The organism is Parafrankia soli (assembly GCF_001854695.1).
GTDB lineage: Bacteria > Actinomycetota > Actinomycetes > Frankiales > Frankiaceae > Parafrankia > Parafrankia soli.
Window position 1 is genome coordinate 16274 of sequence record NZ_MAXA01000258.1, and the last position, 15746, is coordinate 32019.

The following is a 15746-nucleotide window of genomic DNA, read 5'->3' on the forward strand; positions in this document are numbered from 1 at the left end:
CCGCGACCGCGCTGGCGGTGGGGTGGCGGTGGCGCCTAGCGGACGGGAGCGGCCGGGCGGCGCTTCGCCGTCTTCGGGTCCATCCGCCGCACCAGCAGCGAGGTGACGATCACGCAGATGGTGCCCACCGCGAGGGCACCACCGAGGTCGATCAGGAACTGGGTGCTCGTGAAGTCGTACAGCGGGTCGGCCGGGAAGTCCGGGTTGATCGGAGTGCCGAAGCCGGAGATCTTGTTCAGGTCGATCACCGAGGCGAGGGCGGCGAAGCCCCACCGGGCCGGTGCGATCCAGCTGGCCTGCTCGAGGCCGTCCGTCCCCTCCGCGGGAACCAGACCGCCGGAGAAGACCAGCTGGGCCATGGTGATGAGCACCAGCAGCGGCATGGTCTTGTCCGCGTTGTCGACCAGCGCGGAGATGACCAGGCYGAGCATGGCCGAGGCGAGCGACAGCGCGATCACGGCGACCGCGGCCTCGAGGAAGGGGAAGCCGAACAGCCCTTCACCCATCTTGCGGCCGGCCAGGGCGATCGTCGTGAACACCAGGGCCTGCAGGGTCGTGACCAGGGTCAGAACCAGGACCTTCGAGCCGATATAAGCCGTCCGGGATAGGCCGATCGCCCGTTCTCGGCGATAGATCGGTCTCTCCTTGACGATTTCTCGTACCGAGTTCGACATGCCCATGAAACAGGCACACAGTGTTACGACCAGTAGGACCGTCGGGGCGTCTCTGTTGGGCCCGTCCGCTTGCACCACCAGATCCCCGGGGATTGCTCGTGGGATCGCCCCGAGAAGGAACGGGAAAGCGATGATCAGGCGTAGGTAGGACTTGTCGGAGGCGACGACGGCCATCGTCCGTCGACTCAGCGTGACGAGCTGAGAGATGACCGACTGCTGCCGGATGGACGGCAGGTCCTCGGGCGCCGGCCGCGCCGACGGCGCGGTGATCGACGCCGGGACGTAGTACCGCGACTGCCGGAACCGGGCCGCCGACTCGGCACCCGGGGTCGCCTCGAGGGTGAGGAAGACGTCCGGGTAGTCCTTCGCGCCGAAGAAGGGCAGGGCGTCGCCGGGCGGGCCGAAGTAGGCCACGTAGCCACCGGGCGCGAGGACCAGCACGTAGTCACAGAGGTCGAGCTGGGCGACACTGTGCGTGACGACGACGACCGTACGGCCGTCGTCCGCCAGCTTGCGCAGCGACTCCATGACGTTCTTGTCCATGCCCGGGTCGAGACCGGACGTCGGCTCGTCCAAGTAGAGCAGGGTCGGCCTGGTCAGCAGCTCCAGTGCGACCGAGGTCCGCTTACGCTGACCACCGGACAGCCGCGACACCTGGGTGTTCGCGTGGGCGGTCAGGCCCAGCTCGGCGAGGACCTCGTCGACCCGCTGCCGACGCTCGGCCTTCGTCGTGTCCGGCGGGAACCGCAGCTCGGCGCCGAACTCGAGCGCCCTGCGGACGGTCAGCGACGTGTGCAGCAGGTCCTCCTGCGGCACGTAGCCGATCCGGCGGCGCAGTTCGTCGTACTCGGAGTACATGTCCCGCCCGGCGTAGCGGACGTTGCCCTTGTCCGCCGGGCGGAACCCGGTCAGCGCGTTGAGTAGGGTCGACTTGCCGGCACCGGACGGGCCGACCACGCCGAGCAGCGCACGCCCGGGAAGCTTGAAGGTCATGTCGTGCATGAGCTGCTTCTCGCCAGCCCAGACGTTCAGGGCATCGGCCTCGAAGCTGACGTCGCCGGAGTCGAGGTACTCGACGAGCAGCTCGCCCTCGAGCTGGAAGACGTGGTGGCCGATGGCGATCACGTCGCCCTGGCTCACGTTCGCCCGGCTGATGCGGCGCCCGTTGACGAAGACGCCGTTGGCCGAGTCGAGGTCGGCTATCTGCAGCCCGTTGCGGTTGATGTAGAGCTCGGCGTGCCGGCGGGAGGCCAACAGGTCGGTGATGACGATGTCGTTGTCGCGGGCCCGGCCCAGCGACATCGTGCCCTGCCGGAGCCGGTAGGTCGTCCGGCGCTCGTGCTCCTGATCCAGGCTCGTCGAGCCGGACGGCGTCCGTGCCGGGTCGTAGCCGCTGCCGCCACGGCCGCCGCCGCCGCCGGCGGCCGGCCCGGTCGGCGACGAGCCGCGCCCGCCGCCCTGGCCCCGGGTCGGGGCGGTGGGCCGCGGGGGCTGGTAGCCGCTGGAGCCGGGCAGCATCGTCTGCATGTCGTAGCCGGCCGGGTCGTACTCGGGCTCGTCGTCGAACCCGCCGCGCGCGGCGGGGAACTCGGGCATGACCACGACCTCGGGCCCGCTGGGAGTGCCGAGCCGGAACCGGACCTCGCCCTGTACGCTCACCGACTCGGGCATCCGCTGGCCGTCGACCCAGGTGCCGTTGGAGCTGATGTCGCGGACGGACCAGCCCGATCCGGTCTGCTCGACCAGCAGGTGCCGCCGGGAGACGCGACTGTCGGCGATGACGTAGTCCGCGGTCCGAGCACGTCCGATGATGAACTGCTCACCTGCCGGCACAGTGGCGGCACCGGCCTCGGTGACGACTCTCAGATACGTCGTCTGCACGACTCTCCCCCTTCACGACGGGACGCAGGCCGGGATGCCCCGCCGAAATCCTCTTCTGCACATCGTCCGGATCGGTCTCCGGACGGGACGGGCAACGGTGCCACCACCGGTGGATCCTCACTACCTTGACCGATCTTGCGGGATGCCGCAGATCGTAGCGTCGGGTGTCGACCTTGATCCAGCCCGGGTGACGCGAGCGCCGTCGAACGGGCCGCTTCAGCCGTTTCTGGAGCCGACACCTCTAACCCTCCTCGCGTCGTTCGTTCACTTCCCGGTGCCTTTCATATCTCGCCAGCAGCGGAGCTGTGACCGAGTGTGGCAAGTCCGGCACGAGCACCGGCGACGAGGACGGGATCGGTGCACCACCGACAATGCCCGTCCGGAAGACCCGGGAGCAGCTTCTGTCGCCGATCTGACCCGCTACCGTACGCGCCCGCGGCCCGCGCGGACACCCCTCCGCCGCGATCTCCATGGTGCCCGTGGACGCCACCGCGGGGGGCACCGTGGCCGCCCCCCCGCGGGAGCTCCGCGGCCCACCACCGCCCGGCGCCGCCGGGCGGCCCGGCGGCCACGACCCCGCGCCGGGGCCTCTGGCCAGCCCTCGACGCGGCGATACGCCCGAATTATCACGATCTTGCGGGTCACTGCCCGCCAGCCGACTGAGGGGCGGCCGGCAGGATGACGTCCTTGGCCGTCGCGGTGAGTGAGAGGCCCGAGGCGTCCGTCGACGCCGCGACGATGTTGAGGTCGAACGGCAGTCCGGCGATCGGGATGGGGATCGAGTCGAGCCGAAGACCCGCGGGGAGCGGGATGTTGGCGTTGATCGCGCCCTTCAGCGACAGCTCCGACGGCACGAGGGTGAGCGCGTTGTCCTGAACCTCGAAGGTGGTCACGCCACCGATCTCCTGCGATCCGAGAAACCCGGTGTCGATCCGGCTGGAGATCTCGACCCGGTCACCGCCGTCCACCGGGTTGACCTGAACCGGCGGATCCTGCTTCGCGAGGTAGGTGTTCAGGTCGTCATAGCTGATCCGAACCGTCGCCCGGACGTCGTCCACCGGCACCTCGCCGACGTTGTCGGAGAGTGCGTCGCCGAGCGGTACGTGAAGGCCTTTGAGATTCGCGTGGACCTGCGAGATACGCGGGCCGGGGGTTGGTATTCCCTCGATCGTGACGCCGATGTCCTTGAACTTTCCGAACAGCACCTGGGTGAGGAACGGGAAGCCGCCGATGGTGACGTTCTTCACCGTCGGCGGAGTCGCGCCGGGCTCCAGGCTCTCCGCGACGCTGACCTCGATCTGCTTGACCATCTGGTCCTTGGCGATCGCGACCGCCACCCGGTCGCCCACCACGAAGAGCACAAGGAGGACCACAACGACGATCGCGAGGATGCGCCCGCGGCGCCGCCGCCGAGCGGGCGCCGGGCCCGGCTCCGGGCCCGAGCCACCCGGCGGACCACCGGGGCCGCCCGGCAGACCCCCGCTGTCGGACGCGGCCGGGTAGGCCTCCCCGTAGTTACCGTTCCCGGGCACCGGGCGGACATGGCCGCCGCTGTCGGTGTAGGTGCCCGCGGCCTGACCAGGCTGGCCGTACTGGGGGCCGGTCGCACCGGGCCGCGGGGACTGACCGGAGGCCGGCCCCGTCCACAGGTCACCCGGCCCGACGGGCGCCGTCGGAGCGGGCGCCGCCGCGCCAGGGGCCCCGGCACCGCGCCGGACCGCGTCGATGGCCCCGCCGAGCGTGGGCTCCGTCATCGGGGGCACGTGATCGTGCTCCGGCTGCTCGTCGGCAGGGCGCACCGGACGGCCGGGGCGGAACGCGTCCGCGGGTGGTGGCGGACCGGCCGGGCGGAACGCGTCCGCGGGTGGCGGCGGGGCCGCCGGGGCTCCTGGCCGGGAGCGGCGCCGCACGTCCTGGGTCGGCCTGGTGCCGCCCTCGCCCCCGCCGGATCCCCCGGGGGGCATGACATTGGTGGCGTCCGCGGGCTCCTGCCCGTCCCCGCCGCGCCCGTGGTTCACCGGAACATCTCCGCTCCGCGCCACGTCAGGGCCTCCGGCGTGGCGCCGCCGTGTCACAGTCGGTCATGTCGAGTCGTCCACCGCCCCGATCAACGATCGGCGTGGCCCGGCCGGCGGCACGGCCCCGCACGCATCGCCCCACAGCCCCGGGGCCCCGTGCCTGGCCGGCACGGGCCCGATCGGGCGGCGGAAACGAGGTGACGGTCGGCGGCACGGTGACGGCCGAAGCACTCGACCACGAGCCTTCGACCGGCCGGGCCGCCGTCCGAACCGTCGGCCCATCAAAAGATGGTCGCACGTGGGGCGGCTGGACAGCGGTGTCGGGTCCGATCACCTGTGTTGTGTACGTGTCGGATTACCGACCCGGACATTCGTCGGTGACGCGCTGTTCCATGACTCGCGGCGAAGTGCCCCGTTCGATCCGTTTTCCGTGCGTTGTCCACCCGAGCCGGACGGTGCCGCCAGAACCGGCGATGTCCGGCCGAGCCGGGCGGGGCCGAGCGGGGCCTGCGGGCCGCCGGCGGCATCGTCAGGTCAGACCTCCAGCGGGAGCTGGGCGGCGCCGCGGCGCCGGCGCGGTGGGGCGGCGAGGCGGAACGCCGTCCCGCCCGGAGCCGCGAACGCGTGCCAGAAGTGATCGGCGACGGCTTCCGGCAGCAACGGCCCGGACAGCCCGACCCGGCCGTCGAGCACCACCGTGCGCAGGCGAACGCCCTGGGCGGCGAGCCCGGGAGCCATCGCCCCGCCCATCGCCGCCAGGCCGGCCTTGCCCACCGCGAGCGCGAAACGCCCCGCCGCCGGCTCGCTGCGGGTGCCCGCGACCGTCAGCAGGACGGTGGCGCCCGGCCGGTCCACCAGCAGGGGCACCGCCGCCTGGACAGCGGTCAGCGCCCCGGTCACGTTCACCGCGAGAGTCTGGTTCATGGAGTCCGCCCGCACCGAGAACGCGGTGCCACGGATGCTCAGCTTGGCGTTGTAGACCAGCACGGTCAGCCCACCGATCGCGGCGGCGAGCCGCTGCGTCGCCGTCCCGAAGGCCGCCTGGTCGGTGACATCGGCGACCGCGCCCGTGACGTCGTGGCCGTCCGCGGCGAGCTCGGCGGTAATCCGGGCCACCGTGTCGGAGGAGCGCGAGAGCACGCCGAGCGCGAACCCCTCCTCGGCGAACCGGCGCAGCAGCGGGCCGCCGAAGGCGGCACCCGGCCCCACCACGATCAGCCCGCGGGTCGGCGGCGCCGGCTCCCGGCCGGTGGCCGTGCCGTTGTTCATGTGCCCATCCTGACGCGCGATGTCCTCCCCCGTGTCGCGATGCGACCGGTTCGGCCAGGTCGCGCCCGAATCATCACCCCCGACGGCCCGGGCCGGCCAGAACTGCCCTCAACGCGAGCTGGACGACGTCCGACTGCCGGCGCGGTCGGTGCGGTTGGCAGTGCCGGTGCGGCTGCCGGTCCCGGCGCGGTTGGCGGTGCTGGTGCGGCGGCGGCGGCGCGACAGCAGTGGACGGCGGGGCCGCTTCGGGCGGCCGCCACGGCGCTCGACCGGCCGGGCGCCGGTGGCTGCCCGGCCGACGCCGGATGCCGCACGGCTGGCAACCACGTCCCCGCCGGCCGGGCGGGCGGCGGGGATCGCGTTCGCGGCTCGGATGGGCGCCGCCCGGCGGTAAACGACCGCGAGCACGGCCGCGACGGCCAGGATGGGAAGCGAGATCAGCACCAGGGCGACGATGACGGCGGCGAGTGTCTGCATCCTGGATCGATACCCAATGTGTCCGTGACGTCACACCAAGCCCCGTTACCCGGCGAGATCCGGTATCGACAACCCCGGTGGGCCGTGGGCGGTATCCGGACGGCGGCGCTACTCGGACGGCGGCGGCACGAGGACACCCGGGTTGAGGATGCCCGCCGGGTCCAGCACGGCCTTCACCGCGCGCAGGACGGCGACGCCCACCTCGCCGACCTCCGCGGGCATCCAGGGACGGTGGTCCGTGCCGACCGCGTGGTGGTGGGTGATCGTGCCACCGTTCGCCATGATCGTGTCTCCGGCGGCGCGCTTCGCCCGGTCCCAGCGGGAGATCGGGTCCGGGCCCTCGGCGCAGACGACCGTGAAGTAGAGCGACGCCCCCGCCGGGTAGACGTGCGAGACGTGGCAGAGAACGACGGCCGGCGACCCGTCGGACTCGATCGCGCCGGTCACCGCCGCGCGGACCGCCGCGTACAGCGTCGGGATCGTCGACCAGTACCCGGCCGTCTCCAGGGTCTCGGCGAAGATGCCCTCGTCCAGGAGCGCGTCGCGCAGGTATGGGGCGTGGAAGCGGCCGGCGACCCAGTCCCGTCCCACGTCCTCGCCGAGCGGGCTGGCGCCGGCGTCCCTCAGGACCGCGCGGACCTCCGCGGCGCGTCCGGTCACCTCGTCCTCGCTCCCCTCGTACCCGGTGACCAGGTAGCACCCGCCCGAGGCGGTGACATCGGCGGCGGCATCGGCGCCCGCGGGGCCGTCGGCCGCGTTGGCGGCATCGGCACCGGCGGTGACATCGGTGCCCGCGCTGACGGCGTTGGCCAGGCCGGCGGCCGTCTCCAGTTCGTCGGAGAGGCGCAGGACGGTGGGCAGCAGGTCCCGCTGGGCCAGCTCGCGCAGCAGGTCCAGGCCGGTGGCCAGGTCCGTGACCCGCCAGCCCTCGTACCGCCGCCGCGCCGGGGCCGGGCGCACCCGCGCGGTGACCTCGGTGATCACCCCGAACGCGCCCTCGGAGCCCAGCGCGAGCTGGCGCAGGTCGGGACCGGCCGCCGACGCCGGCCCCCGCCCCGGCTGCCACGTCCCCACCGGGGTCGCCAGCCGCAGCCCGGTGACGAGCTGGTCGAACCGCCCGTAGCCGGCCGATGCCTGGCCGCTCGACCGGGTCGCCGCGAACCCGCCGATCGTGGCGTACTCCCACGACTGCGGGACGTGCCCGAGGGTCAGGCCATGCTCGGCGAGCAGCGCCTCCGCGGCGGGCCCACGCAGGCCGGCGCCCAGCACCGCCGTCCCGGAGAGCTGGTCGACGCGCAGGAGGCCGTCGAGCCGGTGCAGGTCGAGCGCGACGGCGCCGTGCCACCGGGGTGCGCCGTCGGGTGCCTGACCCGACGGGAGCCGGGGGGTGAGGCCGCCGACGACCGAGGTGCCGCCACCGAACGGGACGACGATCACGCGGTGGCGGGAACAGATCCGCAGCACCGCGAGGACCTGGTCGTGATCGAGCGGCGCGACGACGGCGTCGGGCGCGTCGGAGGCGTCCCCGGACCGCAGCCGCAGCAGGTCGACGGTGGAGCGGCCCCGGCAGTGGCGGATCCGCGCCTCGCGGTCATCCCGGACATGGCCGGCGCCGACCACGGCCCGCAGCTCGTCCAGCACCTCGCCCGGCAGGCGGACCGGCGGGAGCGTGATGTCGGCGAGCGCGACCGGCGCGCTGGGGCGGGACGGAATGCCCAGCTGGCCGAGCAGGTCGCGGACGGCGCCCGGCAGCGGGTGGTGCGCGGCCGCGGCGCCCCACCCCCACCAGACCGGATCGGCGGGCGCGGTCGGGGTGGTGTCCCCCGGGCCCGGTGCCGGACGGACGCTCTGGTCCCCAGGACTCCCCGCGCCCGGCCTGGGGGAAGCGCCGGGGGGCGGGGTCGTCGCCTCAGTGGTCATCGCCGTCACCTCATCCGTTCGCATCCGTTCCGCCGGGGTCGAGGCGGTATCGTCGATACGCTGTGACAACTCGAGTAACAGTGTCACACGATCCCGTCCCGGGCACAGTCAGGGCTGAGCGGGCGGAGCGCCCCGACGGGTGGGAGCGGCGAGAGCCGCGGGAGGGAGACAGCCGGTGACCGGGCCGACATCACCCCACACCCTGCCGGCGCCCGGCCGCGGCTCCGCGCGGGCCGGCGCCTTACCCCTTGACCGCTCCGGGCCCGCTCCGGGAACCGCTCCCGGTGCGGGCCGGCGCGGCGAGAGCGCCGACGCGGCCGTCCTGGATGCCGCCGCCGCGTCGCTGCTCAGCGTCGGCGTGCGTCGGACGACCGCCACCGACGTGGCCCGGCGCGCCGGCGTCAGCCGGATGACGCTGTACCGGCGCTGGCCCGACCTGCGCTCCCTTGTCGGCGACGTGATGACGCGCGAGTGGGGCCGGATCGTCACGGCCGCGGCGCGGGCGGCCGAGCCGTCCCTGGCCGCCGGCACGCGAGCCGGCCTGGTGCGCTACCTGGTCACCGCGGCGCAGACCTTCCGCGCGAACCCGCTGTTCCGCAAGATCCTTGAGACGGACCCGGAGCTGCTGGTCCCCTACGTCCTGGAGCGTCTCGGCGCGACCCAGCGGCTCGTCCTGGAGCTGCTGTGCGAGCAGCTGCGCGAGGCGCAGGCGGGCGGCGCCGTCCGGGCGGGTGACCCGGCGACCCAGGCACGGATGGTGCTGCTCGTCGTGCAGTCGTACGTTCTCTCCRCGGACACGCTGGGCGACGAGATCACCGAGGAGGCACTGGCGCGTGAGCTCTACCTGACACTGGACGGCTACCTGGCCCCGCGCGCCGGCGAGACAGCCGAGGCCGCCTTCGACGCCACTGACGCAACTGACGCTGTCAGGACCGTTGACGTCGTTGAGGCCGTCGAGACTGCTGACGCAGTTGACGAGATCCGGCCGATCGAGCACCCGGGAGCGCCGTCATGAGCACACCGTTCGACCGCTCGTCGCTCACCGCCGACCGCCGTGCCCGCGAGCTCGGCGAGCTCGCGGGCGGCGAGGCCGTCGATCTCCTCGTCGTCGGCGGCGGCGTCACCGGCGCCGGGGTGGCGCTCGACGCGGCCTCGCGCGGGCTGTCCGTCGCGCTGGTCGAGGCACACGACCTGGCCTTCGGCACCAGCCGGTGGAGCTCGAAGCTCGTCCACGGCGGGTTGCGCTACCTCGCCTCCGGTGACCTCGGGCTGGCCCGGGAGAGCGCGCTCGAACGCGAGATCCTGATGCGCCGCACCGCCCCGCATCTGGTGCACCCGCTGCCGATCGTGCTGCCGCTCACCGAGGACGTCCCCGCCGGCTCGGCGATGCTGGCCCGGGCCGGGATGGGCCTGGCGGACCTGCTGCGGCGGGGCGCCCGGACCCCCGGCACGGTGCTGCCGCCGCCGCGGCGGCTCTCGGCGGTCGAGACGCTCGGGATGGTCCCCGGGCTGCGCGAGGCCGGGCTGCGCGGCGGCCTGCTCCACTGGGACGGCCAGCTCGTCGACGACGCCCGCCTGGTCGTGACGATCGCCCGGACGGCGGCGGCGTTCGGCGCCCGGGTGCTGACCCGGGTCCGCGTGCTGTCGGTGGAGAGCCCGGGGTACGCCCCGCGCGGCGCGGCACGGCGCGGCGGCCTGCCGCCGGAGCCGGTCGGCGTCGAGGTGGTCGACACCCTGACGGGCACCCGGTGCACGCTGCGGGCCCGCACCGTGGTGAACGCGACCGGGGTCTGGACGCCCGCGCTCGCCCCGGAGGTCAGGCTCCGCCCCAGCCGCGGCACCCACCTGGTGCTGCCCGCGGCGGCGTTCGGCGGCACGCCGACGGCGCTGTCGGTGCCGATTCCCGGCGAGCGGAACCGGTACGCCCTCGTGCTGCCGCAGGGCGACGGGCGGGTGTACGTGGGACTGACCGACATCCCGACGGACGAGGTCGCGGACGTGCCGACGCCGGATCACCAGGAGATCACGCAGCTGCTGAACGTCGTGTCGAGCGTGCTGGCCACCCCGGTCGACCGCGCGGACCTGCTGGGGGCGTTCGCCGGGCTGCGCCCGCTGCTGGACGGCCCGAACGGGCGCACGGCGGACCTGTCCCGGCGGCACGCCGTGCACGTCGGGTCCGACGGCGTGATCACCGTGGTGGGCGGCAAGCTGACGACCTACCGCCGAATGGCGGCGGACGCGGTGGACGCCGCCGTCGCCCAGGCCGACCTGGACGCGGGGCCCTGTCGGACCGACCGGCTCCCCCTCGTCGGGGCGGCCTCGCGCCGCGTGCTCGCCGCGGTGCCGGCGCCGCGCCGGCTGGTGGCGCGCTACGGAACCCAGGCCCCGGCGGTGCTGGCCCTGGCCGAACGCGACCCGGAGCTGCTCGCGCCGATCGCCGAGGGAGTCGCGGTCACCCGCGCCGAGCTGGTGTTCGCCGTGCGCCACGAGGGAGCACTCGACGCCGACGACCTGCTCGACCGGCGGACCCGCGTCGGGCTCGTCCCGGCCGATCGCGCGGCGGCGCTCGGCGCGGCACGCGAGGTGCTGGCGGCCTGCGCCGTCCCCGCCGGCTCGCCGGTCGACTGAGCCACCGGCCGACCAGGCCCGACCGACCCCGAGCCGAGCCGGCGATCGAGCGAGCCTGCCTTATGCCGACCCGGTAGCTCCCATTAGGTCAGGGAGTCGACGGTCAGCGCGGCGACCCGCTCGAGGTGGGCGGGAGGGTCGCCGAAGGCCCCGTACATCCGGCGGGCGCGCTTGTAGAACAGGTGGGCCTCGTGCTCCCAGGTGTACCCGATGCCGCCGTGGTACTGGATCATCGCCGCGGTGGCGTCCCGGGCCGCCTGGCTCGCCTTCGCCTTGGCGACGGCGACGGCGAGCTCCAGGTCGTCGAGGCCCGCGTCGAGCGCGTGCGCGGCGTACATCACGGCGTGCTCGGCCATCGTGACCGCGACGTGCAGGTCGGCGAGCTGGTGCTTGAGCGCCTGGAACGAGCCGACCGGGCGGCCGAACTGGATCCGCTCCCGGTCGTAGTGAACCGTCCTGGTCAGCGCCTCGCGAGCGACCCCGGCCTGGTCCGCCGCCGTGAGCAGCGCGCCGCGGCGGATGAGGTCGGCGAGCGCCGCCGCCGACGAGCCGGGCAGCCGCCTGGCCCGCGCCCCGGCCAGTTCCAGGGTGGCGAGCCGGGTGGTCCCGTCGGGACCGACCAGCGGGCGGACGGCGACGCCGGCCGCGCCGGGGTCGAGCAGGTACAGGCCCACCTCGCCCGCTCCGGGAGCAGCGCCGGCGGGGCCGGGCTCGATCGCCGCGACGACGACGAGGTTGGCGACCCCGAGATACTCGACGGGCGACGCCGTCCCGGACAGCTCACCGACGAGACCACCGGAGCCGCCGAACACACCGGAGCCCGAAGGCTCGTCGGAGCCCCCGGCCCCTTCGGAACCGAACCCGTTGGACCCCGCGGCAATGCCGGTGACGGTGCCCGGCGCCGGGCGCGCGGTGACCGCCACGCCGGAGGCGTCCCAGGCCCCGCCGGCTCCCCGCAGGGCCACCGTCGCCACGAGGTCGCCGTCGGCGAGGCGGGGCAGCAGCTCGGCCCGCTGCGCGTCCGACCCGGCGAGCCGGACGGCCTCCCCAGCCAGCACCGTCGGCAGCCATGGCCCCGGGACGGCCCCCGCGCCGAGCTCACGGGCGACCACCTGGGCGTCCAGCAGCCCGAGGCCGAGCCCGTCGAACTCCTCCGGGACGCACACGGCCAGCCAGCCCTGCTCCCCCACCGACTTCCACAGCTCCAGCGGGTGCCCGTCACCGGCGGTGTCCTCGAACACCGCCCGCACCGCCGTGAGGTCGAAACGGCCGGAGAGGAAGGCCCGGACGGTCTCACCCAGGGCACGCTGCTCGTCAGTCAGCGCAAAGAACACTTCGATGGTCCCTTCCGGACTCAGCGCGGCAGGCCGAGCACCCGCTCGGCGACGATGTTGCGCTGCACCTGCGACGAACCGCCCCAGATGGTGACCGACCTTGTCCAGAACCCCTCCGACTGCAGGGCGGAGATGTCGAGGCCCGCGACGGGGGTGCTGACCGCCGCGTCGGCGCCCAGCAGGTCGTCGAAGGTCTCGAACAGGTCCTGGTAGGTCTCGGACCACTGCAGCTTGGTCATCGACGACTCGGCGCCCAGGTCGGCGCCCCGCTCCACCTGGGTGAGCACGTGCATGGCGTGGTAGCGCAGGCACTCGAGCTCGACCATCCGGCGGCCCAGCTCCTGGCGCAGCACCGGGTCGGTGTCCCGCCCCAGCGCGCGGGCCGCCCGGACGATCTCGTCGTAGGACTTCCGGAAGGCGGTGTACTGCGAGATGCCCGACGCGCCGCGTTCGAAGGAGAGCAGCAGCATCGCGGTGGACCAGCCGTTGCCCAGGCCGCCGAGGCACTCGCGGGCGGGGACCCGGGCGTCGGTGAAGAACACCTCGCCGAACTCGGTCGCCCCACTCATCTGCCGCAGCGGCCGCACCTCGACGCCGTCCTGGTGCATGTCGAGTAGCAGCATCGACAGGCCGCGGTGGCGCTGGCTGCCCGGCTCGGTGCGGACCATGGTGAAGATCCGGTCACCGTGGCCGGCGTTGGTCGTCCAGACCTTCTGGCCGTTGACGACGATGTCGTCGCCGTCGGCCACGCCGGACGTCCGCAGTGCGGCCAGGTCGGAGCCCGCGTCCGGCTCGGAGAAGCCCTGGCACCAGATCACGTCGCAGCGCAGCAGCGGACGGATGATCTCGCGCTTCTGCTCGTCCGTGCCGATCGCCATGATCGTCGGGGCGAGGAAGGCGAGCCCGAGCGGGTTGACGGTTCCCGGCGCTCGGGCGAGCGCCAGCTCCTCGTCGTAGATCGCCTTCATGCCGGGGGTGCCGCCGCGCCCGCCGTACTCGGTGGGCCAGTCGATGCCGGCGAAGCCCGCGTCGAACTTGCGGCGCTCCCACTCCCGGCGTAGCTCGAAGCCCTCGCCGTCGGGGACGCCCGCCCAGAAGCCCGGCTCCCGCCACGCCGCGGGGACGCTCCCGGCGAGCCAGCTCCGCAGGTCCGCGCGGAACGCCTCCTCCGCGGCGCTGAAGGTCAGGTCCATCTGATCACCACTCCGGGCCAGGTCGTGGATCGGGCGGCCCCCTGGTCGGGCACCCCCGCCCGACGGTGTGCGACGGCAGCAGATCGATTTGCCCGACCAGCATGCCCCATCCGGGCCTCGACGCGCGGCGCCGGGCGCGAACAGGGACACGGGATCCCCGGCCGCGACGACCGCCACTGTCCGGACCGGACCTGTCGGCGGGCCGGCTGGGCATCATGGAGCCCACCCGCGCCCCCGTGCGCCCGATCGACACCCGCCGTTCACCTCAGCGTGAGCGGTGCGCACCAACTGCCGGCACGATGGGATGGAGCCGTCCGCACCGCGGGACGGCAACACTCGGGACCGCCCGGGACAGGACGCCCAGGACAGGACACGGTCGAAGGGGGATCCACACACCATGACCGGTACCGCCCGCCTCGACCCGGCCAGCCGGGCAGCCGCGCTGCGGCGCATGCGCGCCGAGCCGGTGGACGTCGTCGTGATCGGCGGCGGCGTGACCGGCGCCGGGGTGGCGCTCGACGCGGCCACGCGGGGCCTGTCGGTCGCCCTGCTCGAGGCCCGCGACCTCGCCGCCGGGACGTCCAGCCGGTCGAGCAAGCTGATCCACGGCGGCCTGCGCTATCTGGAGCAGCTCAACGGCGCCCTCGTCCGCGAGGCGCTGCGCGAGCGGTCGCTGCTGCTGGAGACGATCGCCCCGCACCTCGTCCGGGCGATCCCGTTCCTGCTCCCGCTGACCCATCACGGCTGGGAACGCGCCTACATCGGCAGCGGCGTGCTGCTCTACGACACTCTCGGGCAGGGCATCGGGCGCATCGCCCCCCGCACGGGCGGAGACAGCGGTGCCCCCCGCAGCGGGGGTGTCCCGCTGCACCGGCACCTGACCCGCAAGGCGGCGCTGCGCGAGTTCCCGTCGCTGCGCCCCGACGCGCTCGTCGGCGCCATCCAGTACTGGGACGGGCAGGTCGACGACGCCCGGCACACCATGTTCGTCGCCCGCACGGCCGCCCGCTACGGGGCCCTGGTCGCCACGAGCGCCCAGGTCACCGGGCTGGTGCGGGAGGGCGACCGGGTCGCCGGGGTGCGGGTGCGCGACCTGGAGAACGGGGTCGACCTGGAGGTCCGCGCCGCGCAGACGATCAACGCGGCCGGGGTGTGGACGGACGACATCCAGGCGATGGTCGGCGGGCGCGGGCGGCTCTCGGTGCGCGCGTCGAAGGGTGTCCACATCGTGGTCCCGCGCGACCGCATCCACGGCTCGACCGGGTTGATCCTGCGCACCGAGAAAAGTGTCCTGTTCGTGATCCCCTGGGGCAGCCACTGGATCGTCGGGACGACCGACACCGAGTGGAACCTCGACCTCGCGCACCCGGCCGCCAGCAGCGCGGACATCTCCTATCTGCTCGACACCGTCAACCGGGTGCTGCGCACACCGCTGACCACCGAGGACATCACCGGCGTCTACGCCGGCCTGCGGCCGCTGCTGGCCGGCGAGTCGGAGGACACCTCGCAGCTGTCCCGGGAGCACGCCGTGGTCAGCCCGGTCGCCGGGCTCACGATGGTCGCCGGCGGCAAGTACACGACGTACCGGGTGATGGCGGCGGACGCCGTCGACGCGGCGACGGCCGGGATGAGCCGCGCGGTGCCGCCGTCGTGCACTGATCGTGTCCCGCTGCTCGGCGCGGACGGCTACCCGGCACTGTGGAACGCCCGGGAGGGCCTGGCTCGCGCCTCCGGGCTGCACGTCGCCTGGGTGGAGCACCTGCTGCACCGATACGGCACCCTCACCGAGGAGGTCCTGGCCCTCGTCGCGGACCGGGCCGAGCTGGGCCGTCCGCTGCGCGGCGCGCCGAAGTACCTGGCGGTCGAGGCCGTGTACGCGGCGTCACACGAGGGCGCGCTGCACCTCGAGGACGTCCTGACCCGGCGGACCCGCATCTCGATCGAGACGGCCGACCGCGGGCTGGAGGCCGCCCCCCAGGTCGCCGAGCTGATCGCCCCCGTCCTCGGTTGGAGCCCCGCCACCGTCGGGCGCGAGATCGATCACTACCGGGCCCGGGTCACCGCCGAACTCGAGTCACAGCGGCAGGCCGACGACCACACCGCCGACGCGGCCAGGCTGGGCGCTCCCGACGTCCGCCCGGTGGTGCGGGAGGGGCGCGGCGCCGCGGCCCCGGCCTGATCCGAAGGTCCCGGGGAGGTTTTGTCGACCTCGGGTAAGGAACCAAACGACCGTGACTCCTCCGACGGCTGAAGCCGCCGGCTTCTCAGGCCGCTTCGGTGGCCTGACGGGCCAGCCCGACCCGAAGGATGTTGATCGCCGCGTTCACGTCGGCGTGCGCGGTGTGCCCGCAC

10 protein-coding genes are annotated in these 15746 nt (G+C 74.0%); 3 read left to right on the forward strand and 7 right to left on the reverse strand.

Translation table 11 applies throughout. The features are described from left to right. Window positions 1-35 precede the first annotated feature (35 nt). The 5 genes from BBK14_RS30390 to BBK14_RS30410 all read right to left on the reverse strand — a co-directional run bounded on the left by BBK14_RS30390 (window position 36) and on the right by BBK14_RS30410 (window position 8239). The gene (locus BBK14_RS30390) at window positions 36-2555 is read right to left on the reverse strand and encodes an FHA domain-containing protein (protein ID WP_071066600.1); all 2520 of its coding nucleotides are present in this window, start codon (window positions 2553-2555) and stop codon (window positions 36-38) included. A gap of 641 nt (window positions 2556-3196) precedes the next feature. Next, entirely contained in the window at window positions 3197-4573 is a 1377-nt protein-coding gene (locus BBK14_RS30395) for an LmeA family phospholipid-binding protein (protein WP_071066601.1), read from the reverse strand. Between the two features lie 534 nt (window positions 4574-5107). Beyond that, window positions 5108-5842, reverse strand: a complete 735-nt coding sequence (locus BBK14_RS30400) for an SDR family NAD(P)-dependent oxidoreductase (protein ID WP_071066602.1) — start codon at window positions 5840-5842, stop codon at window positions 5108-5110. Window positions 5843-5950: 108 nt separating this feature from the next. Next, window positions 5951-6319 carry a hypothetical protein gene (locus BBK14_RS30405; protein ID WP_071066603.1) on the reverse strand — a complete coding sequence of 123 codons (369 nt, stop codon included), beginning with the start codon at window positions 6317-6319 and terminating at the stop codon, window positions 5951-5953. Between the two features lie 108 nt (window positions 6320-6427). Next, window positions 6428-8239 (reverse strand): FAD-binding oxidoreductase, encoded by a 1812-nt coding sequence (locus BBK14_RS30410; protein ID WP_241831973.1) that lies wholly within the window; start codon window positions 8237-8239, stop codon window positions 6428-6430. A 175-nt stretch (window positions 8240-8414) separates the two neighbouring features. Between BBK14_RS30410 and BBK14_RS30415 the strand changes: the two genes are divergently transcribed. Then, window positions 8415-9254 (forward strand): TetR/AcrR family transcriptional regulator, encoded by an 840-nt coding sequence (locus BBK14_RS30415; RefSeq protein ID WP_071066604.1) that lies wholly within the window; start codon window positions 8415-8417, stop codon window positions 9252-9254. Continuing rightward, entirely contained in the window at window positions 9251-10867 is a 1617-nt protein-coding gene (locus tag BBK14_RS30420) for a glycerol-3-phosphate dehydrogenase/oxidase (protein ID WP_071066605.1), read from the forward strand. The genes BBK14_RS30415 and BBK14_RS30420 overlap by 4 nt, the downstream gene beginning before the upstream one ends. Before the next feature lie 83 nt (window positions 10868-10950). Here the strand turns inward: BBK14_RS30420 and BBK14_RS30425 are convergent, their stop codons facing one another. Both BBK14_RS30425 and BBK14_RS30430 read right to left on the reverse strand, forming a co-directional pair. Next, on the reverse strand, window positions 10951-12201 hold the full coding sequence (locus tag BBK14_RS30425) for an acyl-CoA dehydrogenase family protein (RefSeq protein ID WP_071066606.1): 1251 nt from the start codon (window positions 12199-12201) through the stop codon (window positions 10951-10953). Window positions 12202-12221: 20 nt separating this feature from the next. After that, window positions 12222-13394, reverse strand: coding sequence for an acyl-CoA dehydrogenase family protein (locus tag BBK14_RS30430; RefSeq protein ID WP_071066607.1), 1173 nt, complete (start codon window positions 13392-13394; stop codon window positions 12222-12224). Between the two features lie 397 nt (window positions 13395-13791). Here BBK14_RS30430 and BBK14_RS30435 point away from each other — a divergent pair, with 397 nt between their 5' ends. Beyond that, window positions 13792-15573: a glycerol-3-phosphate dehydrogenase/oxidase gene (locus tag BBK14_RS30435; RefSeq protein ID WP_071066614.1), complete on the forward strand. Its 1782-nt coding sequence runs from the start codon at window positions 13792-13794 to the stop codon at window positions 15571-15573. Window positions 15574-15746: the final 173 nt, after the last annotated feature.

What these genes read in the sequence shown, in the direction of transcription:
- BBK14_RS30405 (WP_071066603.1), bottom strand. Translation starts at nt 6,319, where the DNA reads ATGCAGACACTCGCCGCCGTCATCGTCGCCCTGGTGCTGATCTCGCTT.
- BBK14_RS30410 (WP_241831973.1), bottom strand. Translation starts at nt 8,239, where the DNA reads ATGACCACTGAGGCGACGACCCCGCCCCCCGGCGCTTCCCCCAGGCCG.
- BBK14_RS30435 (WP_071066614.1), top strand. Translation starts at nt 13,792, where the DNA reads ATGACCGGTACCGCCCGCCTCGACCCGGCCAGCCGGGCAGCCGCGCTG.
- BBK14_RS30430 (WP_071066607.1), bottom strand. Translation starts at nt 13,394, where the DNA reads ATGGACCTGACCTTCAGCGCCGCGGAGGAGGCGTTCCGCGCGGACCTG.
- BBK14_RS30400 (WP_071066602.1), bottom strand. Translation starts at nt 5,842, where the DNA reads ATGAACAACGGCACGGCCACCGGCCGGGAGCCGGCGCCGCCGACCCGC.
- BBK14_RS30420 (WP_071066605.1), top strand. Translation starts at nt 9,251, where the DNA reads ATGAGCACACCGTTCGACCGCTCGTCGCTCACCGCCGACCGCCGTGCC.